The organism is Novosphingobium sp. (genome assembly GCF_031424035.1).
Lineage (GTDB): Bacteria > Pseudomonadota > Alphaproteobacteria > Sphingomonadales > Sphingomonadaceae > Novosphingobium.
The window spans coordinates 17,922-38,620 of sequence record NZ_JANPGP010000090.1; the positions used below are offsets into that span (position 1 = coordinate 17,922).

Here is a 20,699-nt window from a genome sequence, read left to right on the forward strand (position 1 = left end):
TGCGAGCTAACCGCGCAGGCGCAGGATGGCCTCTAGTCCGATGACCGAGCCATCCGCGCCGGTGCGGTTGGCGAGCAAGAGCGAGCCGCCGTGCTGTTCGGCAATGGCGCGCGCCAGCGTGAGGCCCAGCCCCGCACCGCCAGTTTCACTGTTGCGCGAAGGATCGCCGCGGGTGAATGGTTCGAGCATCAGCGCGATCTTGTCCGCCGGAATGCCTGGGCCTTCATCGACAATGCGAATCACCGCATTGCGCCCGTCGCGCTCCAGTGTCACTTGCGCCGTTTTGCCATAGCGCAGCGCATTGCTGATCAGGTTGCGCAGCGCGCGGCGCACCCAGGTTGGCCGCAGTTGCATCGCCATGCGGCTGCTTTCGACCAGCGTCACCGGATCGCCCATATCCTCGTATTCCTCGACCACCGAGGCGACGAGAGCATAGAGCTCGGTCTGTTCGACCTGGTCGCTGGGGCGACCTACGCGGGCGAGGCTGAGGATATCGTCGAGCGTGCGGGTAATGTCCTCGATCGTGCGCGCCATGCGGCCGCGCTCGGCCTCGTCCTCAACCGATTCGATGCGGACGCGCAGGGCGGCGAGTGGCGTCTTGAGATCGTGCCCGATGGCGCCCAGCATGACGTCCTTTTCATCGAGCAGCGCCAGGACGCGGCGTTCCATGGCGTTCTGCGCCTCGATCAGGTGGCGAACATCGTCAGGACCCTGCGGATCGAGTTGGCCATCGGCATCGCGCGTTTCGGCGAAATGTGCGACGCGCTGCGTCAGCGCCGCCAGGGGCCGCGTGATACGCCGCAGGATCAGCCACATGGCGCCAACCAGCACCGCGTAGATAAACAGGGTCTGCATAAACAGCGTCTGCAGCATGAAGCGTTCGGTTTGCGGCACGAAGACGCGCGCCACCACCCAATCGCTTGATCCGGCGACCTTCATCGAGGCTACCAGCACCGTTTCCGGCTGCACGTTGGCGAAGGGATCCTTGCGGTGCGCGAGTCGCATCTGCGCCCGGATATCCTGCGACACCGGACGACGGACGACCAGCAGTTGCTCGGCTGTGACATCCTGATCGCGCAGGATCTCACCCAGTTCTTCCTCGTCATGGGCAAGACGCGTTTCGTTGCCGGTGATCGGCGACTGGGCCAGGCGTTCGCTGCGGAACCGATCAATGCGTTCGCGCCGTTCGGTGCGGCGCGCATCGCGCGGAGATTCGGGCACAGCCGGTTCGGTGCGCAAATCCTCGTTCCGGTGCGCGGCGACAAGCCGCATTGCTGCGGTATGAAGCAGGCCGCTTTCCTGCCGGGCATGCTGCGCACGGTAAAGCAGGACGGCGGAAAACCCTTGCGCGAACAGCAGCGCGAGCGCGATCGCCAGCAGCACCTGCCCTTTCAGGCTGTGCGGCCAGAACCGGTGCAATGCGCGGCGCAGCCCGGTCACGTCAGGCCCCGTCTACCGGCCGGCGATTCACTTCGGCGGCGAGCATGTAGCCGCCGCCCCAGACGGTCTGAATCAGCTGCGGGTTGCGGCTGTCGACCTCGAGCTTGCGGCGCAGACGGCTGACCTGATTATCCACCGCGCGGTCGAACAGGTGCGCCTCGCGGCCCTGAACCATGTCAAGCAGGCGGTCACGGTCAAGCACCTGGCGCGGGTGTTCGAGGAAGGCCATGAGCAGGCGGAATTCGGCCGAGGATATCGCGACGACCGACCCTTCTGCGTCGGTCAGCCGACGCTTGAGCGGGTCGAGCGTCCAGCCTTCGAATTCGAACACCTCGTTGTCGGCCGATGCACCGGCTGCCCCGCCGCGTGAGGCGCGGCGCAGAACTGATCGGATGCGCGCGACCAGTTCGCGCGGCTCGAACGGTTTGACGACGTAATCGTCGGCCCCGATTTCCAGCCCGACAATGCGGTCTGTCGCTTCGCCCTTCGCTGTGAGAAAGATCGTCGGGATCTGGCGCGATTCGATCAGGTGCCGGCACAGCGACAAGCCGTCCTCGCCCGGCATCATGATGTCGAGCAGGACAAGGTCGGGCACTTCGCCGCGCAACTGGCTGCGTGCGTCAGCCGCGCTCGCCGCCTGGGCAACGGCAAACCCCTGGCGCGAGAGGTACTCGGCCAGGGGTTCACGCAGGCTGCTTTCGTCATCGACGATGAGCAGCCGGGCAGGAGGACTTTCAGTGGCCGCTGGTGCGGGCATCGGTGTGTCTTACCTCGTCAGTTTGCGGGAGCGGGGCGGGCCCCCATCTTTCCGCGCATGTCCTTCATATGCTCGCGCATCTTTTCCATGGCGGCCTTTCGCTCGTCCGGTGTAACCGAACCGTCCTTGTTGGCGTCGGTCATGTCGAAGTGCTTCATCGAGGCACCGACGAATTCGGCGCGGGTGATAGTGCCATCCTTGTCGGTATCGGCCATGCGCATCATCATGCCGCCGCCCATACCGTGGCCACCCATCTTGCCACCCATGCGATGCTTCATGCCGCCCATCTTGCCGCCGGCACCCATGCCGTCATGCTTCATGCCCGCGTGATCTCCACCACGCATGCCCTTGCCCTGATGCGCAGCAGCAAATTCGGCCTGCGACAGCGAGCCATTGCCGTCGGTGTCGATCTTCTTGAAGCGATCACCCTTGCGAGCCTCGCGGTCGGCCTGGTCGAGCTTTCCGTCCTTGTTGACGTCGGCCTTGGCAAAGTGTTCGCCGGCCTTGGTTTCGGCTTCTGCGCGGGTCATGGTCTTGTCGGCCATCGGCTGAGCGACGACGGCGGTGCCAAGCAGGCCCAACGTCGCGGCGGAAAGTATAAGCAGGTGCTTGCGCATGGAGTGTGTCCTCGTCCTGTAAATAGAGCGGAAGACCGCACGAACCGTTCTGGGAAGGGGGAGGGGATGAACGGTCCGCACGGCCTCCTTGATCAGTCTTCTAGAACCACCTTGTCGCAGGGCTATGCCGCATTCGGCCTTTATTGTCGTCATTTGTCGCAGCAATTGCTGGCCGTTCATCCCGGCGCAAGTCAGCGCGGCCAAGTCACCTAGGACGGTGCTGCGTGCCAAGTCCGGCGGTGACGAACAGCGCCGTGGCCGCTCCCGCAACATTGGCGGTGTGCCAGGCCCCAGGCGGATTGACCGCATAGTCACCCGGCCCAAGCCTCACGCACTGTTCACGCCCCTCGGGAAGTTGCTGGATCAGCGTCATGGCACCTGTAATGCAGATGACAAGTTCATCGCCAGCGGGGTGCATTTCCCAGCTCGTCCAGTCCGCATCGAAGCTGTGTAGCGCCACCAGACGCCCTTCCGCGCCGTCGCCCGAATTTCGGGTGGCATAGGCTTCATACCATTCGGGTCCGGACATCTCGGGCTGGACCACTGCCGTCGCTCCCAGCCCGAGGTGGACTGGGAAGCGTGTTAGCGGGTGGCCGGGAAGCGGATCTGGTTGGCCGTTCACCCTGCCACGGTCATGATGTGGGCGTTGAGCTTGTTGCCATCGGGATCGCGAAAATAGGTGGCGTAGAAGCCGGGGAAGCGTTCGCCTGGAGGGCCTTCGCAGGTGCCGCCGTTGGCCAGCGCGATATCGTAGATCCGCTGAACCTGCGCTTCGTCCTTCGCCTCAAGCGCGACCATCACCCCGTTGCCGACGCTGGCCGCATTGCCATCGAACGGGCGCGTCAGGCCGATGCCCGCGCCACCACCGGGAATGCCCCAGCCGATGAATTCCTCGCTCTCCATCATGCGCCCCACGCCGAGTTCCGCGCAAACAGCGTCATAGAACGCCGCGCCGCGCGCGCGGTCATTGGTGCCGAGCGTTACATAGCCGATCATGTCACATCCTCCTGATTGCCGATTCGTTACGGAACATTAGAGGAACATAGGCGCGGCGACAATCGCCGTTTCGCTGCACTTATCCCAGCGCGACGGCGTTCATCTTGTTGCCATCGGGATCGCGCCAATAGGCCACGTAATAGCCGTTGGCGCGTTCTCCGGGCGGGCCTTCGCAAGTGCCGCCGCCGGCGAGCGCGGCTTCGTGCATCCGGTCCACCGCCGCACGGTCGGCCGCGCCGATCGTCGCCATTGTGCCATTGCCATGCGTTGCCGGCTCGCCATCGAAGGGCAGGGTCACGGCAAAGCCGGCGCCGCCGCCGGGGCTGCCGTAATAGATCGACCGCTCGCTCGCTCCGGTGCGCGCCAGTCCGGCCTCACCCAGCACTGCGTCATAAAACTGGCCCGCGCGTTCAAGGTCCTGCGTGCCGAAGCACATATTGACGATCATCGGTTTCTCCTCACCCGCGCGACAGCGGCGCGCATTGATCTTTCAGCCAGTCGAGCGCCGCGCCTTCAAGCTGCGGTCCGACGATCTCAAGCACCCGCGCGTGATAGCCATCCCACCAGCGCAGTTCCTCGCGCGTCAGCAGCGCGGTATCGACCAGCGTGCGATCGATCGGCACGAAAGTCAGCGTCTCGAAGCCGAAGTAGTCACCTTCCGCACCATCAATCCTGCGCGGTTCGACCAGCACGAGGTTCTCGATCCGGATGCCGAAAGCACCGGTCTTGTAATAGCCCGGCTCGTTCGAGAGGAACATGCCGGCGAGCAATTCCTGATCGGTGCCAGCCTGCCCGCCTGCGCCCTTGGCGATGCGCTGCGGGCCTTCGTGGACCGAGAGGAACGAGCCTACGCCGTGGCCGGTGCCGTGGGCATAATCGACCCCCGCCGACCACAGGAACTGGCGCGCCAGCACGTCAAGCTGGCTGCCTGCGGTGCCCTTGGGGAAGACCGCCAGCGCGAGCGCGATGTGGCCCTTGAGCACGCGGGTATAGCGATCCTTGTGCTCGGCCGCGGGCTCGCCTGGACCGACCCAGACGGTGCGGGTGATGTCGGTGGTGCCGTCGAGATACTGGCCGCCCGAATCGACGAGATAGATCGAACCCGGCTCGATCCGCAGGTTTGATTCCTCGTTCACCCGGTAATGCGGGCTGGCCGCATTGGGTCCGGCGGCGGAGATCGTATCGAACGACAGGTCGCGCAGCAGCGGGCTTTCCTCGCGGAATTGCTGGAGCTTGGCCGCCGCCGAAAGCTCGGTTTCACCGCCCTTTGGCGCATGGACCGACAGCCAGTGGAGGAACTTGCTCACCGCCGCGCCATCACGCGCCTGCGCCGAGCGGTGGCCGGCCTGTTCGACCGGATTCTTCACCGCCTTGGGCAGCACCGTGGGATCGCGCAGCTCGACGATCTCTGCCCCGGCACCCGCCAGCGCGCCGAACACGGCTTGCACAGACCGCTCCGGATCGACCGCAACTCGCTTGCCCTTGAGGCCTTCCAGCCCCGGCACGAAGGCGCCGCGCGGGCGGATGGTCACGGCATTGCCGAGGTGCTGGCGCAGCTCTGGCGTGACCTTTTCCTCGGCGATGAACAGCTCTGCCGTACCATCGGCATGGGCAATCACGAAGGACAGCGCCACCGGCGTGCGCTCCACATCCGCGCCGCGCAGGTTGAGAAGCCAGGCGATCGAATCGAGCGCCGAGATCACCGCCGCGTCGAGCTTCTGCTCGCCCAGCCATTCGGCCACGGCGGCGCGCTTGGCCTCGCTGGCTTCACCGGCATAGGCGTTGGCATGGACCAGAGCGGGGGCATCCGAAGGCGCAGGCCTGTCATTCCACACCGCGTCGATCGGATTGCCGTCCACCGGCACAAGACTCGCGCCGCGCTCGGCAAGTGCTTTCGCTGCTGCATCCACCCAAGGCTTGCCATGCAGCCACGGATCGAAGCCGATCTTCGCGCCCTCGGGAGCAGTAGCGCCCAGCCACTTGGCAACGCTGGTCTGCGGCACCGATTCATATTCATAGAACCGGCCATCGACCTGTTCGCGCACTTGCAGCGTGTAGCGCCCGTCCACGAACATCGCTGCCCGGTCCTTGAGCACCACTGCGCTGCCGGCCGATCCGCCGAAGCCGGTCAGCCATTCCAGCCGCTGGGCATAGGCGCCGACATATTCGCTCATGTGTTCATCGGAAATCGGCACGACGAAACCGTCGAGGCCGCGGGCGGTCAATTCTTCGCGCAGTGCTTTCAGCCGCGCCTCGTGTGTGTTCATCAGCATGGTTGCAGTCCTTCTGCCCGCACCATAGATGCAGGCGATGACAGTTACCACACCCCCCATCGCCGCAAAGCAGCCGCACCAGTTCACCCATCACGGCATCACCGTCTCCGATGACTACGCCTGGCTGCGCGACCCCAAGTATCCCGAGGTGACCGACAAAGCAGTACTCGCCCACCTCGAGGCCGAGAACGCCTGGTTCGAAAGCCGCATGGCAGATCGCAAGCCGCTGATCGACACGCTGTTCAAGGAAATGCGCGGGCGGATCAAGGAAGCCGACACATCGGTGCCGCAGAAGGACGGCGATTTCCTTTACTGGATCGAGTTCGAGGAAGGCGCGGAATACAAGAAGTGGTGGCGCCGGCCGGTGGGCGCCAAGGACGACAAGAGCGCCGACGAACTGATCCTCGACGAGGTGGCGCTGGCCGAGGGCAAGGAATACTTCCGCCTCGGCGCGCTGTCAGTCAGCCACGACGGACGGCTGCTCGCCTATGCCATCGATGACAACGGCTCAGAGCGATTCACCGCGCGGATCAAGGACCTCAGCACCGGCGAGATGCTGCCTGACGAAATCCCCGGCACGCTCTCCGCGCTGGTCTGGGTGGCGGACGACAAGGGTGTCGTCTACTCGCTCGCCAACGAACAATGGCGCACCGACAATGCCCGCCTGCACTGGCTCGGCCAGCCGCTGGAAAGCGACGTCGAGCTGTACCACGAAGATGACGACGGTTTCCGCGTCGGCTGCTCGCTCACGGCGAACGAGGAATGGCTGGTGATCTCGGCCAGCGACCACGAAACCAGCGAAGTGCGCCTGATCGCCGCCGCCGATCCGCTGGGCGACCAGATCCTCGTCCAGGCGCGCGCCAAGGGGGTCGAATACGATGTCGACCTGCACGGCGACACGCTGTTCATCCACACCAACGACACGCACGAGAACTTCCGCCTCGCCACCGCGCCGCTGTCCGCGCCGGGCGAATGGACCACGCTGATCGAAGGGACCGATGCGTTCTACCTCACCGGCGTCGACCTGTTCCGCGACTTCTACGTCACCGAAGGCCGGGTGCGCGGGCTCGACCGGATCGAGGTACGCTATTACGACGACCCGGCGCGGATCGAGGCGATCGAGTTCCCCGAGGCGAGCTATTCCGCCGGTCTTGGCGACAATCCCGAATGGGCGATGGATGTGCTGCGCGTGGGTTATGAATCGATGGTCAGCCCCTCGACCATCTATGACTACGATGTCGCCACGCGCAGCCTGACCCCGCTCAAGGTGCAGGAAATCCCGAGCGGCTATGACGCCTCGCTCTACGTCACCGAACGGCTGGAAATCCCGGCGCGCGATGGCACGCTGATTCCGGTCTCGGTGGTCAGCCGCAAGGACCGCCAAGAGCTGTCGGAAAATGGGGCAGGCCCGCTGCACCTCTACGGCTACGGCGCTTACGGCATTTCCATCGATCCGGGCTTCTCAACGAGCCGCTTGTCGTTGGTCGATCGCGGCTTTGCCTATGTCATCGCTCACATCCGCGGCGGGGATGACATGGGCCGCGCCTGGTACAAGGCGGGCAAGCTGGAGCGAAGGAACAACACCTTCACCGACTTCGTCGACGCGGCACAGGGGCTGATCGAGCGCAGCTATACCAAGGCCGGCCGGATCAGCATTTCCGGCGGATCGGCAGGCGGCGAACTGATGGGTGCGGTGGCCAATTCCGACCCCGGCCTGTGGGGCGCGGTTGTCGCCCACGTGCCTTTCGTTGACGTGCTGGCGACCATGCTTGATGCAGACCTGCCGCTGACGCCGGGCGAATGGCCCGAGTGGGGCAATCCGATCGAGGACAAGGCGGCGTTCGAGTTGATCCGGTCCTATTCCCCCTACGATCAGGTCAAGGCGCAGGCCTATCCCCCGATCATGGTCACCGCCGGGCTCAACGATCCGCGCGTGACCTATTGGGAGCCCGCCAAATGGGTTGCCCGGCTGCGCGAGATGAAGACCGACGCCAACGAACTGATCCTCAAGACCAACATGGGCGCGGGCCACGGCGGCAAATCCGGGCGCTTCGAAAGCCTCAAGGAAACCGCCGAGGAGTTCGCCTTTATCCTGTGGCAGCTTGGTATCGAGAAATGAGCAACCGCCACAGCCTCACCCTGACCGCGCTGCCCGAGCACATCGACGTGATGGGCCACGTCAATAATGCGGTCTGGGTGCAGTGGATGGAGGCGCTGGCTACCGCCCACTGGGAAAGCGCAGCGCTGCCCGAGCATCAGGCGAAATACGTCTGGGTCGTGACCCGGCACGAGATCGACTATCGCGGCAATATTTCCGAAGGCGAAAGCGTCACTGCCGAGACTTTCATCCCCGAAGGTCCCACCGGCGCGCGGTTCGACCGCTGCGTCGAGTTCCGCAATTCCGCCGGCAAGGTCATCGTCGCTGCCCGTTCAACCTGGGCGATGATCGACCGCGAAACCGGCCGCCTGTGCCGGGTTCCGCCCGAAGTTGCCGCGCCGTTCGGGCCGTTCGGAAACTGAGTCCCCGCGCAGGCGGGGACCTCAGGCCTTTGCGCGCTACCTCATGAGGTCCCCGCCTTCGCGGGGACTCAGCAATTCACCCCAAAACCTCGCTCACCGGCGTGTAATCATAGCCCAGATCGCGCGCGACGGCTTCGTAGGTCACCTTGCCTTCGTGCACGTTGAGGCCCGCCGCGAGGTGCGGATTGGCCTTCAGAGCTTCCTTCCAGCCCCCGTTGTCGGCAGCGTCGGCAATCCGCAGCGCATGCGGCAGGGTGACGTTGTTCAGCGCATAGGTCGAGGTGCGCGCCACGGCCCCCGGCATGTTCGCGACGCAGTAATGGACGATGCCATCGACCACGTAGATCGGATCGGCGTGCGTGGTCGGCCGGCTGGTTTCGAAGCAGCCGCCCTGATCGATCGCCACGTCGACCAGCACGGAGCCCGGCTTCATGCAGGACAGCATTTCGCGCGTGACGAGCTGGGGGGCGGATGCCCCGGGGACGAGCACGGCACCGATCACCAGTTCGCTCTCGCAGACCATCTGCTGAACCACAGCATGGTTGGAAAAGCGCGTCTTGGCGCGGCCTTCGAAGTGGTTGTCGAGCCGTTCGAGAACTTCGGGGTCGCGGTCGAGGATGGTGACATCCGCCCCCATGCCGACCGCCATCTGCGCCGCGTTGAAACCGACGACTCCGCCGCCGATAATCAGCACCTTGCCGGGCAGCACGCCGGGAACGCCGCCGAGCAACACGCCGCGGCCTCCCGTGGCCTTCTGCAAAGCGGTCGCGCCGGCCTGGATCGACATGCGGCCGGCGACCTGGCTCATGGGCTTGAGCAGCGGCAAGGAATTGCCCGGGCCAGTGACGGTTTCATAGGCAATCGCGGTGACGCCCGACTTGACGAGATCGGCGGTCTGCTCCGGATCGGGCGCGAGGTGGAGATAGGTATAGAGCACCTGCCCCTGCCGCAGCATGGCCCGTTCGGCAGGCTGGGGTTCCTTGACCTTGACGATCATTTCGCAGCCATCGAACACCGTCTTGGCATCGGGCTGGATGAAGGCACCGCTCGCCGCATAGTCGCCGTCGCTCGCGCCGATGCCGAGGCCAGCGCCGGTTTCGACCCATACTTCGTGGCCGTGCAAGACCAGTTCGCGTGCCGATTCGGGCGTCAGGCCAACCCGGTATTCGTGGTTCTTGATTTCGCGGACAGTACCAACGCGCATGGGGAGTCTCCTTCGCGAAATTCGTTACAGATGAAACTGGACCGGCGCAACCGGGGGTTTAGTTGATGAAACACGTGCGAAAGCCGGAGTGAAAACGTTCATGAGGCATGGCCCTGATGGCAAGAAAGCCGCGCTGGTGGGCGCGGCTTTCGGAGGAATGGTCTGGGCGGCAGAATGACAGGTCCCGACGCTGTAGGAAAGGCGCAGGAAGGGCGCAGGAAAGGTAAAGGGTTCAGCGCCGATCACCGGTGCCCTTCAGCGCCGCGAACTGCGGATCATCCGGCATGATGACCCGCGCCGAAAAGCGCCCGCCACCCAGCTCCAGCGTGGCGATGATCGCCTCTTCGGGCACTTCGCCAAGATCGAGTTCACGATCAGGCAGCACGGCGATCATCCGCCGGCCCACTGCGACCAGTACCTGCCGAAAGCCATAGCGCGCCGGATTGCGCGCCCAGCGCTTCAGGTCGGGATAGAACGGCGCCGCCTTCCACACGTTGGGCGTCGCCGGATCGACATGGACGACCAGCCGCGTCCGGTCCTGCGCGACGATCACCATCTTCGCCTTGGCCGGAAGCCAATGATCGCCCGCTTCCTTCCAGTGCAACCAGCCGCAGCCAAAGGCGGAGCAGGAATGCGGCCGCTCGGCATAGATCGAACAGCCCTTGCCGGTCAGGACATGCGGGCACCACTGCCCCGCCGCCTTGCCGAGTTCGCCGATCTCCATGACTTTACAGCACAGCGTGCAAGACCCGCAGGCGCGACCCGCCACGATGAGCGCGGATTCGGCATTGTCGGGGCGGTCGGACATCCCCGCTGGCTAATCCGCTCGCGCGCCGTCCGCAATTGCCAGCGCGGCGGCATGGGCGCTCGCCCAGGCCCACTGGAAATTGTAGCCGCCGAGCCAGCCCGTGACATCGACCGCTTCGCCGATGGCATAGAGCCCCGGAACCCGCCGCGCCTCCATCGTCTGGGATGACAGGTCGGCGGTGGAAATGCCGCCGGCGGTAACCTCGGCCTTGGCAAAGCCCTCGCTGCCGTTGGGCAGAAAGCGCCAGTCCGCCAGCCGCGCCTGCGCCGCGCGCAAGGCCTTGTCGGTCTGGTTGATGAGTTCGCCGGTCAGTCCGAGCCGTTCGGTCAGCCGCTGGGCGAGGCGTTCGGACAGCGTCTCGCCAAGCACTTTGGCAAGGCCGCTACGGGGCCGCTGCTGCTTCGCTTCGATAAGCCAGTCCCCCGGCTGGTCGGGCAGGAAATCGATCCCGACTTCATCGCCGCGCTGCCAGTAGGAGGAAACCTGCAGGATCGCCGGGCCGGACAGCCCACGATGGGTGAACAGCGCCGCCTCGCGGAAACGCGTCTTCCCGCACTTCGCGGTGACTTCGGCAGAAACGCCCGAAAGCTCGGTAAAAAGGGCATCCTCACCCGCCAGCGTCAGCGGCACCAGCGCCGGGCGCGGCTGCACGACTTTCAGCCCGAACTGGCGGGCAAGATCGTAGGCAAAGCCGGTCGCGCCAAGCTTGGGGATCGACGGCCCGCCGGTGGCGATCACCAGCCGGGGTGCACTCTCTCCCGCAACATGGAAACGGCCATCACGGTGTTCGACCGCGCCGGTCGTCACACCAAGACGCAGGTCCACGCAGCCCTTCGCGCACTCTTCCAGCAGCAAGTCAACGATCTGCCGCGCCGAGGAATCGCAGAACAATTGCCCCAGCGTCTTCTCGTGCCAGGCCACGCCGTAGCTTTCCACCAGCGCAAGGAAGTCCTGCGGCGTGTAGCGGCTGAGCGCCGACTTGGCGAAGTGCGGGTTGGCCGAAAGGAACCGGTCGGGGGCGGTATTGACGTTGGTGAAGTTGCACCGCCCGCCGCCCGAGATCAGGATCTTCTTCCCCGGCGCATCGGCATGATCGAGCAGCAGCACCCGCGCGCCGCGTTGCCCCGCCTGCGCGGCGCAGAACAGCCCGGCGGCCCCTGCGCCGAGGACAATGGCATCGTATTCAGCCAAATTTTTGCCCGCCCGAATTCAACACATAAACTCCCGTCATCCCGGACGTGATCCGGGATCCCGCTGCCTTTCCGGACCTCGCGTTTTCCCGCACCGCCCGAAAGGCAAAGCGGGACCCCGGGTCATGCCCGGGGTGACGGGGGCTGTGAAGCATTTCGATTTCCCGGATGGCACCCGCTAAAGCGGATTGCCATCACTGTCGCGGTAGATTTCGCGGCGACCGACGTGGTTGGCCGGGCCGAGGAAGCCATCCTTCTCCATGCGCTCGACCCACTTCGACGCGGTGTTGTAACCCACGCCCATCTGTCGCTGGATCCAGCTGGCCGAGGCCTTCTGGCTTTCGAACACCAGCTGGCAGACCTGCCGGTACTTGCGGTCTTCCGGACTGTCGCCCGCGCCTTCAAGATCATCGAAGCCGAAGGGCGCATCGTCGGGTTCCTCGGTGACCGAATCGACATATTCCGGCTCACCCTGCCCGCGCCAGAATTCGGCGACGGCGGCCACTTCATCGTCCGAGACGAAAGGTCCATGGACGCGGGTCAGCGGCTGGGTCGCCGGCTTGTAGAGCATGTCGCCCTTGCCGAGCAGTTGCTCCGCGCCCTGTTCGCCCAGAATGGTGCGGCTGTCGATGCGGCTGGTCACGGCAAAGGAAATACGGGTCGGCAGGTTCGCCTTGATCACGCCGGTGATGACGTCGACAGAAGGCCGCTGCGTGGCCATGATCAGGTGGATACCGGCAGCCCGGCTCTTCTGCGAAAGCCGCTGGATCAGCACTTCGACTTCCTTGCCGACCGTGACCATCAGGTCGGCCAGTTCGTCAACGATGACCACGATCTGCGGCAGCACCTTGTAGTCGTACTGCTGGTCTTCGTAGACTTCCTCGCCGGTTTCCGGATCGAAGCCGATGGCAATGCGCTTGCCCAGCGGCTTGCCCTTGGCAATCGCGGTCGTGACCTTTTCGTTGAAGCCGGTCAGGTTGCGCACGCCGATTTCGCTCATCTGGCGATAGCGACGCTCCATTTCCTCGACCGCCCATTTCAGCGCGCGCACGGCCTTGGCTGGCTCGGTCACCACGGGCGACAGCAGGTGTGGGATATTGTCGTAGACCGACAGTTCGAGCACCTTGGGATCGATCAGGATCAGGCGGCACTGCGCCGGGGTCAGCCGGTACAGCAGCGACAGCAGGATGGCGTTGAGGCCGACCGACTTGCCCGAACCGGTGGTGCCGGCCACCAGCAAGTGCGGCATGGTGGCAAGATCGGCGACGATCGGTTCGCCCGAAATGTCCTTGCCCAGGATGATCGGCAACATGCCCTTGGCCCCGGCGAACTGTTCGCAGGCGACCAATTCCTTGAAGCTGACCATCTGGCGGTGCGCGTTGGGCAATTCGATGCCCATCACCGTGCGACCCGGGATCGGCGAAACGCGCGCCGAGATCGCGCTCATGTTGCGGGCGATGTCATCGGCAAGGCCGACCACGCGGCTGGCCTTGATCCCCGGTGCGGGCTCAAGCTCGTACATGGTCACCACCGGCCCCATGCGGACGGCGTCGATCGTGCCCTTGACGTTGAAATCCTCGAGCACGGTTTCGAGCAGGCGGGCGTTCTTTTCGAGCGCCAGCTTGTCCATCTTCGGCGCGGTCGACGGCGCGGGATCTTCGAGCAGGTCGAGCCCCGGCAGTTCGTAATTGTCGAACAGATCACCTTGCCGGCTGCGCGCGGTAAGCTGCGCCGGTTTGACCGTGCGGCTGGGGTCCGAAATCTCGGGCGCGCGGCGCGGCGGGGCCGAGGCAATCGCCTCCTGCGCGGCTTCGCGTTCCTTCTTCGCGGCGCGCGGGCGGGTCAGCGCCTCGCCTTCATTGGCGGTAATGCGCGGCAGTTGCGGCAGGCCGCGCGGCAGGGTGAAGAGGCCCGCCCAGTCGATCGCGAAGACCCGGCCCGCCAGAATTGCTCCGCCCACCAGCGTCAGCAGACCCAGGGCAAAGATCGCCCAGCCCTGCCCTGCAGGCAGCAGTGCGGAGAGTCCGCGGATCGCCTTCTCGCCGACGATACCCGCCAGCCCGCCAACCGAGGCGGGGAAATTGTCGCCCGTGTCGGGCCAGACCAGCGACAGCGCCGTCGCGAGCAGGACCATGGCGAAAAACAGCACCAGCAGCGAATTCCACCACGGGTGCGCGGGGGCCTCATCCTCGATATCACCAGCCAGCCGCCACAGCTTGCGCGCGGCAACGTGGAGCAGAGGCAGGACCAGCGCGCTGACCAGCCCGAACAGCATGAGCGCAAGGTCGGCAATCCACGCGCCCGCGCCGCCCATCCAGTTAAGCGTCACGCCACCGGCTGCGGTCGAGGAAGAGGCATCGGTCTGGTGATAGGTGACGAGCGCAATGGCGAGGAACAGCATCGCCGCCCACAGCAGGAGCGCGCCGCCCATCTCGCTGGCGCGGCGCACTGACCGGCGCATGACTGCGCGCCAGTTGCCGCCCGCCGGCCTGCGCGCCGATCCGACGCCGGTGCCCATGGTCTGGACCGCCATTTCCTGCTCACCCCCGGTTGTTCGACTGCGCATCATGCGCCCTGGGGGAGTCCTGCGTCAATTGAAGCTTTGCCGCGCCGACTCGGTTCGTCGCCTCAGGGACTCAACCCGTCGATGGCGGCCCAGCCGTGCAGCGGCATCCGCGCGGCGCGGCGCGGCGTCATTCCGCCGAGCGCAAGCACCGGAATGCGCGATTTCTGCGCCATGAGCAGGAAGCGCAGCGGCCCGAGCGCGCCTGCGCCGGGGTGGCTCCGCGTGGCGAATACGGGCGAAAGCAGGACCGCATCGGCGCGGGCCGCGCGGCGCAGTTCGCGCAAGGAATGGACGGTGGCGAGACGCAATCCGGCCGTTCCCTTGGCGAGCTGGCGGGCCGAGCCATAGGCCCCGTCCGCCCCCCAGCGCCGTGCCTGCCGCATGGTCCCGGCAAGCACGACGCTATGCCCGCGCAGCCGCGCCAGCCGCTGGACTTGGCGGAAGCGCGCCCGTCGCTCCGGCTCGGCCAAGTGGTAATGGCGGAACACCAGCCCGCTGCCGCGCGGCAGGCGGCGCAGCGCTGCCTCCAACGCGCCGTCATTGCGCGCGTCCGAGATCAACCACAGACGAGGAACGGATGGGTAGCGCTTCGACACGCGCACGCTATAGCAGCGCGCCATGAGCGATCCAGCCAAGCTTCTTGCCGACATCCGCGCCCGCATCGACCGTGCCGCGCGCCTCGCCAACCGCCGCGCCGACAGCATCACGCTTGTCGCGGTGAGCAAGACTCACCCCGCCGAGGCCATCGTGCCCCTGATCAAGGCGGGCCAGCGCGTCTTCGGCGAAAACCGCGTGCAGGAATCTGCCGAAAAATGGCCTGCGCTGCGCGAGGCGCACGAGGGCATCGAACTGCACCTCGTCGGCCAGCTGCAATCCAACAAGGCCGACGATGCCGTGGCGCTGTTCGACTGCATCCATTCGCTCGACCGGCCCAGCCTCGTCACCGCGCTGGCCCGCGCAATGGACAAGGCCGGGCGGCAGGTGCCCTGCTTCATCCAGGTCAATATCGGCGCGGAAGGACAGAAGGGCGGCTGCGCGATTGCCGAGACCCCCGCGCTCATCGCCGAGGCTCGCGCCGCTGGAGTGCCCCTCGCCGGGCTGATGTGTGTACCCCCGCTCGGCACCGAACCCGCGCCGTTTTTCGCCCTGCTCGACAAGATCGCGACCAGCGAGGGCCTCACCGGGCTGTCCATGGGCATGAGCGACGATTTCGAAACCGCGATCATGCTGGGCGCCACCCACGTGCGGGTGGGCTCGGCGTTGTTCGGAGCGCGGTAGCATCCGTCGTCCCGGGCTTGACCCGGGACCGCTGGCCATCAACTCCTCACTTCGTCTTTCCCGCGCAGGCGGGAATGACGAAGGTGAAGCTAATTCTCAGAAGTCCATCGCCGCTTCCAGCCCCAGCGTGCGCCCCTTCGCCAGCGGCGAGAAGGTGCCTGCCGCCGGACGCGGATCATAGGGCCGGTTGTTGCCGTCGGAGAACGCCCCGCCGGCAAACGGCAACTGGGTATCGCCGCCGAACTGCACCTGATCCAGCAGGTTCCGACCGAACACGGTCAGCCGGATCGCCGGTTCGCCCAGATCAAGCGTGACGCTGGCGTCAAGCCGGTCGGAGGCGGAATTCCAGCCCCAGTTGTTGTCGGTATAGGCAAAGCGCGAGCGGTGCTGGAAATCGGCGCGCAGCGTAATTGCAGCCGTCCCGCCGATCCCGGCGCGGTACGATCCGCCAAGGCCCCAGGTCCAGCGCGGGGCGCGCGGCAGATCGACGAGGAGGTCGGCCGCGTTGATCGTGCCGTCCGAATTGATGTCGAACTTCACCGCCGTATAGTGCGCGTCGATATGGCCGACCGATGCGGTGAGGCTGAGGCCTTCGATGGGCCGCGCCGTCACTTCAAGCTCCCCGCCGCGAATGCGGGCGTCGGCCGTGTTGAAGATCGATTGCGCAAGGCCCGAAGTGGCCGATGGCACGTTGATCTCGCGCTGCATGTTGGCGATTTCGCTCTGGAACAGCGTCGCCTGAACGGCCAGCCGGCCATCGCCGGTCTGCCACTTCGCGCCCAGTTCGAAGCTGTCGACCCGCTCGGGCTGATAGGCCGGCGAGCCGAGCGTCGCGGCGACCTGTTCGAAGGCGGCAGGCTGGGTAATGCGCAGGTTGTAACCGCCCGAACGCCGCCCGCGTGACCAGCCGCCCCACAGGAACGCGCCCTCAGCGGCCTCCCAGCCCAGCCGCACACTGGGGCTGAGCGAATTCCAGCTCGCCTTGTGAGTGAAGCCGTTGTTTTCGGTCGGCGCGAGTGAATTGGTGCCGCTGACCGGGCAGGTCGCATCGACCGCCGAACAGGCGGTGCGCGGGCGCACGTAAGTCACGAAAGCCTGCTTGGCTTCGTGCGACCAGCGCAGCCCGGCGGTGAGCTTCAGACCTTTGGCGAGTTCAGCCGCAGCCTGTCCGTAAACCTCGGCCTGATCGTGCTTCATCCGCCCGCCGCCGTACTGGGTGGCGGCGAGGTAGCGCACTTCCTCATACCCGACCGACTGGTGGAAGAGGTAGCTGCCCAGCGTGAGGTCAAGCGCGCCGAAGTTCTGCGTGTAATAGAGATCGTTCGACACCTGCTCCTGCCGCGTGCGCGTATCCGAATGGAAAATCGTGACCGGCGACGAATCGATGTCGTTGCGGGTCGACAGGTCATATTTGCGCCAGCCGAAGACATTGGTCAGCACGCCGCCGCCAGCATCGTATTCGGCGCGGGCCGAGACGAACTTGCTGCGCGAGTGGTGGTAGCCCGGCTCGTTGATCGACAGATTGAAACTGTCGCGTGCGTTCTGGCCATTGTTGTGCGTCGGCGCGCCATCACCGTCGCTGCGGTTCCATTCGCCCTTGATCGTGACCTTGAAAAACCCTGTAGGTTCCCATGCAAGGCCCGCCCGCAGCACGGTGTTGTCATAGCCGCCGACCGGTGCACCCGTCAGCCCGTTGCGGAAATAACCGCCGTCGGTGGTGTGCAGCGCGCCGAGCCGTACCGCGAGAGTATCGCTGACCGGCCCTGAAACCACCAGCCGCGCCGTGCCGAGCGGCGAACCGCGTCCGCTATCGATCGGGCCTTCGAAGCCGACGCGGGCCTGTCCGCTCCAGCCATCGAAGTCGGGATCGGCGGTCTGCACCAGCACTGCGCCGCCGGTGGTATTGCGACCAAAAACCACGCCCTGCGGCCCGCGCAGCACGTCGATGCGGCTGACGTCGAGCGCGTCAAACACGCTGCCGGCGTTGACGCCCATATAGACGCCGTCAACATAAAGCCCGACCGCCGGGTCGATCGAGGGGATCGAGCTGTTCACGCCCAGCCCGCGGATCGCGAAGTTGGCCACGCCCTTGAAGGTGCCGATCTCGTCGAGCGAGACATTGGCGAAGGCCTGGGTCAGCGAGGAGATCGTCGTGAACTGGCGCGCTTCGAGGTTCGACGCGGAAAGGGCGGCCACACTGCCGGCATAGGTCTGGACACTTTCGCCAGCGGGCTGTCCCTTGACCACGATCACCACTTCGTCAGTGGTCTCTGCCTCGTCAGCCCAGGCCGGTGCCGCCATGGCGCACAGCGCGCTGCCCAGCAGCAGTGTGATCTTTGACGGCGTTTTCCCCGTGCCCCGCATTGTTATTGCTCCCTGCGACAGTCTTGTGGCGAATTTAATCGATCGATTAAAATCATTTGCCGCGCCCTCTAACGAGCCTGTTCGCAATTGCAACAAATATTACGCATGCAAGCTTTCCGTAGCGTCAATCGCCGCTGTGGCGTTTCAGTTCGTCACCCGTCAGCGTTACCACATGGAGCAGGTTGGTCGATCCGGGCGTACCGAAAGGCACGCCTGCCAGCGTAATCAGCTTCGATCCCGCCGTGCCGAATCCGTGGCGCAGCGCCATGCGCTTGCCCTTGGCGATCATCTCCTCAAACGAGCCGATGTCCTTCGTATGGACGGCATGCGCGCCCCACAGCAAAGCCAGCTTGCGCGCGATCTTGGGGCTGGGGGTAAGCACCAGCATCGGCACGTTGGGCCGCTCGCGCGCCACGCGGCGCGCGGTGCTGCCCGATCCGGTGAAGATGATTATGCCCGAAATCGCCACCGTCTCGGTGATCTGCGCCGATGCGCGAGCGAGCGCGTTGGCGGTAGTCGCATCAGGGCGCATTTCGGCGAAGTGGACCCGCGCGGCATAGCCGGGATCGCGTTCCACCTGCTTGGCGATGCGGTCCATGATCGTCACGGCTTCTTCCGGCCAGGCGCCGGCAGCGGTCTCGGCCGAGAGCATGACCGCATCGGCCCCGTCATAGATTGCATTGGCCACGTCGGACACTTCGGCGCGGGTCGGTGCCGGGCTTTCGATCATCGATTCCAGCATCTGCGTCGCCACGACCACCGGCTTGCCCGAACGGCGCGTGGTTTCGACGATGCGCTTCTGCAGCGGCGGCACTTCCTCGGGGTTGAGCTCGACGCCAAGATCGCCGCGCGCCACCATGATGCCGTCGGACAGCTCGATGATCTCGGCCAGCCGGTCAATCGCGGCGGGCTTTTCGATCTTCGCCATCAGCGAAGCGCCGGAGGCTTGCATGCCGCCCATCAATTGCCGCGCCTCGGCCACGTCTTCGGGCCGCTGGACGAAGGACAAGGCGATCCAGTCCGCCCCGTGTTCGACCGCAAAGGCCAGATCGCGCCGGTCCTTGGGCGTCAGCGCCGGGATCGGCACCACGGCATCGGGAACGTTGACGCCCTTGCGGTCCGAAATGACGCCGCCGACTTCCGCCGTGCAGAGAATTTCGTCCGCCCCGGCGCGGATCACGCGCAGGCGGATCTTGCCGTCGTCGACCAGCAGGCGCTGGCCTTTTTCCAGCACGGCGAACAGTTCCGGATGCGGCAGGCAGACGCGGTTTTCGTCGCCAAGCTCAGGATTGCGGTCAAGCGTGAAGTGGCTGCCGTGGCGGATGACGGTGCGCCCGTCCTTGAACTGGCCGACACGCAGTTTCGGCCCCTGCAGATCGCACAGCACCGCGATCGGCCGGCCGAAGTCCTTTTCCGCCGCGCGGATATTGGCGATCGTCTCGGCGTGGGTCGGGTGATCGCCGTGGCTCATGTTGACGCGGAAGGCATCGACCCCGGCGCGCAGCAACCGCGCGATCATTTCGGGCGAGCGGCTGGCGGGGCCAAGCGTGGCCAGGATCTTCACCTTGCGTCCGCGATGGTCGATTTGCTCGGTTTTTGCCACGATAACCCTTCCTGTTCTGCCGCGCCCTATGGCAAAGATGGCGCGAAAACCCAAGGACGAATGCCCCATGAGTTGCACCGAAGACACCATTTCCGATGGAAACGATCCGCTCGAAGCGCTGGACGACGCGGTCGCCGCGCAGGCCTTCCGCCGGCTCGTGCGCCATTTGCGCGTGCGGCACGATGCGCAGAACATCGACCTGATGGGGCTGGCGGGGTTCTGCCGCAACTGCCTCGCCGACTGGATCAACGATGCCGGAGCCGGGATGGACAAGGCGCAGGCGCGTGAGGTGATTCACGGGATGCCGGCGGGCGAATGGAAGGAACGCTTCCAGACCGAGGCCACGCCCGAGCAGATGGCGCGCATGGCGGAGAGTTTGAAACTGAACGGCGGGAATCATTGATCCTCCCCATTTTCACGAAGTGCAAATGGGGAGGTGGCAGCGCGGAGCGCTGACGGAGGGGTATCAAGGCCAGTTCGGAAACCCCTCCGTCTCGTCCGTTGGACGATCCACCTCCCCAGATGTGCTCCGCAAATCTGGAGAGGAACTGATCTTTCCACAGCCGCGTCTTTGCCCGAATCTCTCGCCCTCGCTATCGGCCCTCGCAAGCGATTCACTATCACCCGGAGATTCCCCCATGGCCGAAAACACCGACGACCGCCTGCGCCTGCTGATCGAACGCGTCGAGCGGCTCGAGGAAGAGAAGAAGGGCATCGCCGACGACATCCGCGACGTCTATGCCGAAGCCAAGGCTGTTGGTTATGACGCCAAGATCATGCGCCAGATCGTCCGCCTGCGGAAGATGAAGCCCGACGATCGCAGCGAAATGGAAATGCTGCTTGATACGTATAAGGCCGCTCTCGGCCTCGGCTGATCCGCCTCAGAAGCCCAACATCGTCGGCGCAATCGCAAGCAGATTCGCGCCGGCGTGGGCCAGCATCGAAGCGGCAAGGCCCAGCCGCATGCGCATGAAGCCGAAGACCAGTCCCGCCCAGACTTGCGGCAGGACCAGCGGCAGGGCGAGCAATCCCGGCGAGGGATAGTTCGACAAGTGGACAAGGCCGAAAGTCAGCGCGGTCAGC

Annotated in this window: 20 protein-coding genes; 5 read left to right on the plus strand and 15 right to left on the minus strand. The window is 65.4% G+C overall.

Features of this window, described 5'->3' with window-relative positions:
- Nucleotides 1-6: 6 nt before the first annotated feature.
- The 7 genes from RMO89_RS13145 to RMO89_RS13175 form a co-directional block, all read right to left on the minus strand.
- The gene (locus RMO89_RS13145) at nucleotides 7-1,440 is read right to left on the minus strand and encodes an ATP-binding protein (protein WP_310533628.1); all 1,434 of its coding nucleotides are present in this window, start codon (nucleotides 1,438-1,440) and stop codon (nucleotides 7-9) included.
- A gap of 1 nt (nucleotide 1,441) precedes the next feature.
- Nucleotides 1,442-2,197 (minus strand): response regulator, encoded by a 756-nt coding sequence (locus RMO89_RS13150; RefSeq protein ID WP_310533629.1) that lies wholly within the window; start codon nucleotides 2,195-2,197, stop codon nucleotides 1,442-1,444.
- Nucleotides 2,198-2,214: 17 nt separating this feature from the next.
- On the minus strand, nucleotides 2,215-2,814 hold the full coding sequence (locus tag RMO89_RS13155) for an EF-hand domain-containing protein (RefSeq protein WP_310533631.1): 600 nt from the start codon (nucleotides 2,812-2,814) through the stop codon (nucleotides 2,215-2,217).
- 205 nt (nucleotides 2,815-3,019) lie between these two features.
- Nucleotides 3,020-3,358, minus strand: coding sequence for a cupin (locus RMO89_RS13160; RefSeq protein WP_409035554.1), 339 nt, complete (start codon nucleotides 3,356-3,358; stop codon nucleotides 3,020-3,022).
- Between the two features lie 74 nt (nucleotides 3,359-3,432).
- Nucleotides 3,433-3,810: a VOC family protein gene (locus RMO89_RS13165; RefSeq protein ID WP_310533632.1), complete on the minus strand. Its 378-nt coding sequence runs from the start codon at nucleotides 3,808-3,810 to the stop codon at nucleotides 3,433-3,435.
- 79 nt (nucleotides 3,811-3,889) lie between these two features.
- On the minus strand, nucleotides 3,890-4,258 hold the full coding sequence (locus tag RMO89_RS13170) for a VOC family protein (protein WP_310533634.1): 369 nt from the start codon (nucleotides 4,256-4,258) through the stop codon (nucleotides 3,890-3,892).
- Nucleotides 4,259-4,268: 10 nt separating this feature from the next.
- Nucleotides 4,269-6,083: an aminopeptidase P family protein gene (locus tag RMO89_RS13175; protein ID WP_310533636.1), complete on the minus strand. Its 1,815-nt coding sequence runs from the start codon at nucleotides 6,081-6,083 to the stop codon at nucleotides 4,269-4,271.
- A gap of 28 nt (nucleotides 6,084-6,111) precedes the next feature.
- On the opposite strand from RMO89_RS13175, the gene RMO89_RS13180 reads away from it, so the two are divergent.
- Entirely contained in the window at nucleotides 6,112-8,202 is a 2,091-nt protein-coding gene (locus RMO89_RS13180) for a S9 family peptidase (RefSeq protein ID WP_310533638.1), read from the plus strand.
- Nucleotides 8,199-8,603, plus strand: a complete 405-nt coding sequence (locus RMO89_RS13185) for an acyl-CoA thioesterase (RefSeq protein WP_310533639.1) — start codon at nucleotides 8,199-8,201, stop codon at nucleotides 8,601-8,603. The genes RMO89_RS13180 and RMO89_RS13185 overlap by 4 nt, the downstream gene beginning before the upstream one ends.
- 76 nt (nucleotides 8,604-8,679) lie before the next feature.
- Here RMO89_RS13185 and ald read toward each other — a convergent pair whose 3' ends face one another.
- The 5 genes from ald to RMO89_RS13210 form a co-directional block, all read right to left on the minus strand.
- Entirely contained in the window at nucleotides 8,680-9,807 is a 1,128-nt protein-coding gene (gene ald / locus RMO89_RS13190) for an alanine dehydrogenase (protein WP_310533640.1), read from the minus strand.
- A gap of 232 nt (nucleotides 9,808-10,039) precedes the next feature.
- Entirely contained in the window at nucleotides 10,040-10,615 is a 576-nt protein-coding gene (locus RMO89_RS13195; RefSeq protein WP_310533641.1) for a hypothetical protein, read from the minus strand.
- 9 nt (nucleotides 10,616-10,624) lie between these two features.
- The gene (locus RMO89_RS13200; protein WP_310533642.1) at nucleotides 10,625-11,806 is read right to left on the minus strand and encodes an NAD(P)/FAD-dependent oxidoreductase; all 1,182 of its coding nucleotides are present in this window, start codon (nucleotides 11,804-11,806) and stop codon (nucleotides 10,625-10,627) included.
- A 177-nt stretch (nucleotides 11,807-11,983) separates the two neighbouring features.
- Nucleotides 11,984-14,323, minus strand: coding sequence for a DNA translocase FtsK 4TM domain-containing protein (locus RMO89_RS13205; RefSeq protein WP_310533655.1), 2,340 nt, complete (start codon nucleotides 14,321-14,323; stop codon nucleotides 11,984-11,986).
- A 110-nt stretch (nucleotides 14,324-14,433) separates the two neighbouring features.
- Nucleotides 14,434-14,991, minus strand: coding sequence for a thiamine phosphate synthase (locus RMO89_RS13210; RefSeq protein ID WP_310533643.1), 558 nt, complete (start codon nucleotides 14,989-14,991; stop codon nucleotides 14,434-14,436).
- Between RMO89_RS13210 and RMO89_RS13215 the strand changes: the two genes are divergently transcribed.
- The gene (locus RMO89_RS13215) at nucleotides 14,990-15,649 is read left to right on the plus strand and encodes a YggS family pyridoxal phosphate-dependent enzyme (protein WP_310533644.1); all 660 of its coding nucleotides are present in this window, start codon (nucleotides 14,990-14,992) and stop codon (nucleotides 15,647-15,649) included. The two genes, RMO89_RS13210 and RMO89_RS13215, sit on opposite strands and share 2 nt — an antisense overlap.
- A 96-nt stretch (nucleotides 15,650-15,745) precedes the next feature.
- Here the strand turns inward: RMO89_RS13215 and RMO89_RS13220 are convergent, their stop codons facing one another.
- Nucleotides 15,746-18,013 carry a TonB-dependent receptor domain-containing protein gene (locus RMO89_RS13220; protein WP_310533646.1) on the minus strand — a complete coding sequence of 756 codons (2,268 nt, stop codon included), beginning with the start codon at nucleotides 18,011-18,013 and terminating at the stop codon, nucleotides 15,746-15,748.
- A 124-nt stretch (nucleotides 18,014-18,137) separates the two neighbouring features.
- Nucleotides 18,138-19,616 carry a pyruvate kinase gene (gene pyk / locus RMO89_RS13225; RefSeq protein WP_310533648.1) on the minus strand — a complete coding sequence of 493 codons (1,479 nt, stop codon included), beginning with the start codon at nucleotides 19,614-19,616 and terminating at the stop codon, nucleotides 18,138-18,140.
- 67 nt (nucleotides 19,617-19,683) lie between these two features.
- Here pyk and RMO89_RS13230 point away from each other — a divergent pair, with 67 nt between their 5' ends.
- Both RMO89_RS13230 and RMO89_RS13235 read left to right on the plus strand, forming a co-directional pair.
- Nucleotides 19,684-20,019 (plus strand): DUF1244 domain-containing protein, encoded by a 336-nt coding sequence (locus RMO89_RS13230; protein WP_310533649.1) that lies wholly within the window; start codon nucleotides 19,684-19,686, stop codon nucleotides 20,017-20,019.
- Nucleotides 20,020-20,254: 235 nt separating this feature from the next.
- Nucleotides 20,255-20,491, plus strand: coding sequence for a DUF2312 domain-containing protein (locus RMO89_RS13235; RefSeq protein ID WP_310533650.1), 237 nt, complete (start codon nucleotides 20,255-20,257; stop codon nucleotides 20,489-20,491).
- Nucleotides 20,492-20,497: 6 nt separating this feature from the next.
- Here the strand turns inward: RMO89_RS13235 and RMO89_RS13240 are convergent.
- A partial coding sequence (locus RMO89_RS13240; protein WP_310533651.1) for a type II CAAX prenyl endopeptidase Rce1 family protein occupies nucleotides 20,498-20,699 on the minus strand: 202 nt, incomplete at its 5' end.

What these genes read in the sequence shown, in the direction of transcription:
- RMO89_RS13150 (WP_310533629.1), bottom strand. Translation starts at nt 2,197, where the DNA reads ATGCCCGCACCAGCGGCCACTGAAAGTCCTCCTGCCCGGCTGCTCATC.
- RMO89_RS13180 (WP_310533638.1), top strand. Translation starts at nt 6,112, where the DNA reads ATGCAGGCGATGACAGTTACCACACCCCCCATCGCCGCAAAGCAGCCG.
- RMO89_RS13220 (WP_310533646.1), bottom strand. Translation starts at nt 18,013, where the DNA reads ATGCGGGGCACGGGGAAAACGCCGTCAAAGATCACACTGCTGCTGGGC.
- RMO89_RS13185 (WP_310533639.1), top strand. Translation starts at nt 8,199, where the DNA reads ATGAGCAACCGCCACAGCCTCACCCTGACCGCGCTGCCCGAGCACATC.
- RMO89_RS13170 (WP_310533634.1), bottom strand. Translation starts at nt 4,258, where the DNA reads ATGATCGTCAATATGTGCTTCGGCACGCAGGACCTTGAACGCGCGGGC.
- RMO89_RS13155 (WP_310533631.1), bottom strand. Translation starts at nt 2,814, where the DNA reads ATGCGCAAGCACCTGCTTATACTTTCCGCCGCGACGTTGGGCCTGCTT.
- RMO89_RS13195 (WP_310533641.1), bottom strand. Translation starts at nt 10,615, where the DNA reads ATGTCCGACCGCCCCGACAATGCCGAATCCGCGCTCATCGTGGCGGGT.
- RMO89_RS13210 (WP_310533643.1), bottom strand. Translation starts at nt 14,991, where the DNA reads ATGGCGCGCTGCTATAGCGTGCGCGTGTCGAAGCGCTACCCATCCGTT.
- RMO89_RS13235 (WP_310533650.1), top strand. Translation starts at nt 20,255, where the DNA reads ATGGCCGAAAACACCGACGACCGCCTGCGCCTGCTGATCGAACGCGTC.
- RMO89_RS13215 (WP_310533644.1), top strand. Translation starts at nt 14,990, where the DNA reads ATGAGCGATCCAGCCAAGCTTCTTGCCGACATCCGCGCCCGCATCGAC.
- RMO89_RS13230 (WP_310533649.1), top strand. Translation starts at nt 19,684, where the DNA reads ATGAGTTGCACCGAAGACACCATTTCCGATGGAAACGATCCGCTCGAA.
- RMO89_RS13205 (WP_310533655.1), bottom strand. Translation starts at nt 14,323, where the DNA reads ATGGGCACCGGCGTCGGATCGGCGCGCAGGCCGGCGGGCGGCAACTGG.
- RMO89_RS13165 (WP_310533632.1), bottom strand. Translation starts at nt 3,810, where the DNA reads ATGATCGGCTATGTAACGCTCGGCACCAATGACCGCGCGCGCGGCGCG.
- ald (WP_310533640.1), bottom strand. Translation starts at nt 9,807, where the DNA reads ATGCGCGTTGGTACTGTCCGCGAAATCAAGAACCACGAATACCGGGTT.
- RMO89_RS13175 (WP_310533636.1), bottom strand. Translation starts at nt 6,083, where the DNA reads ATGCTGATGAACACACACGAGGCGCGGCTGAAAGCACTGCGCGAAGAA.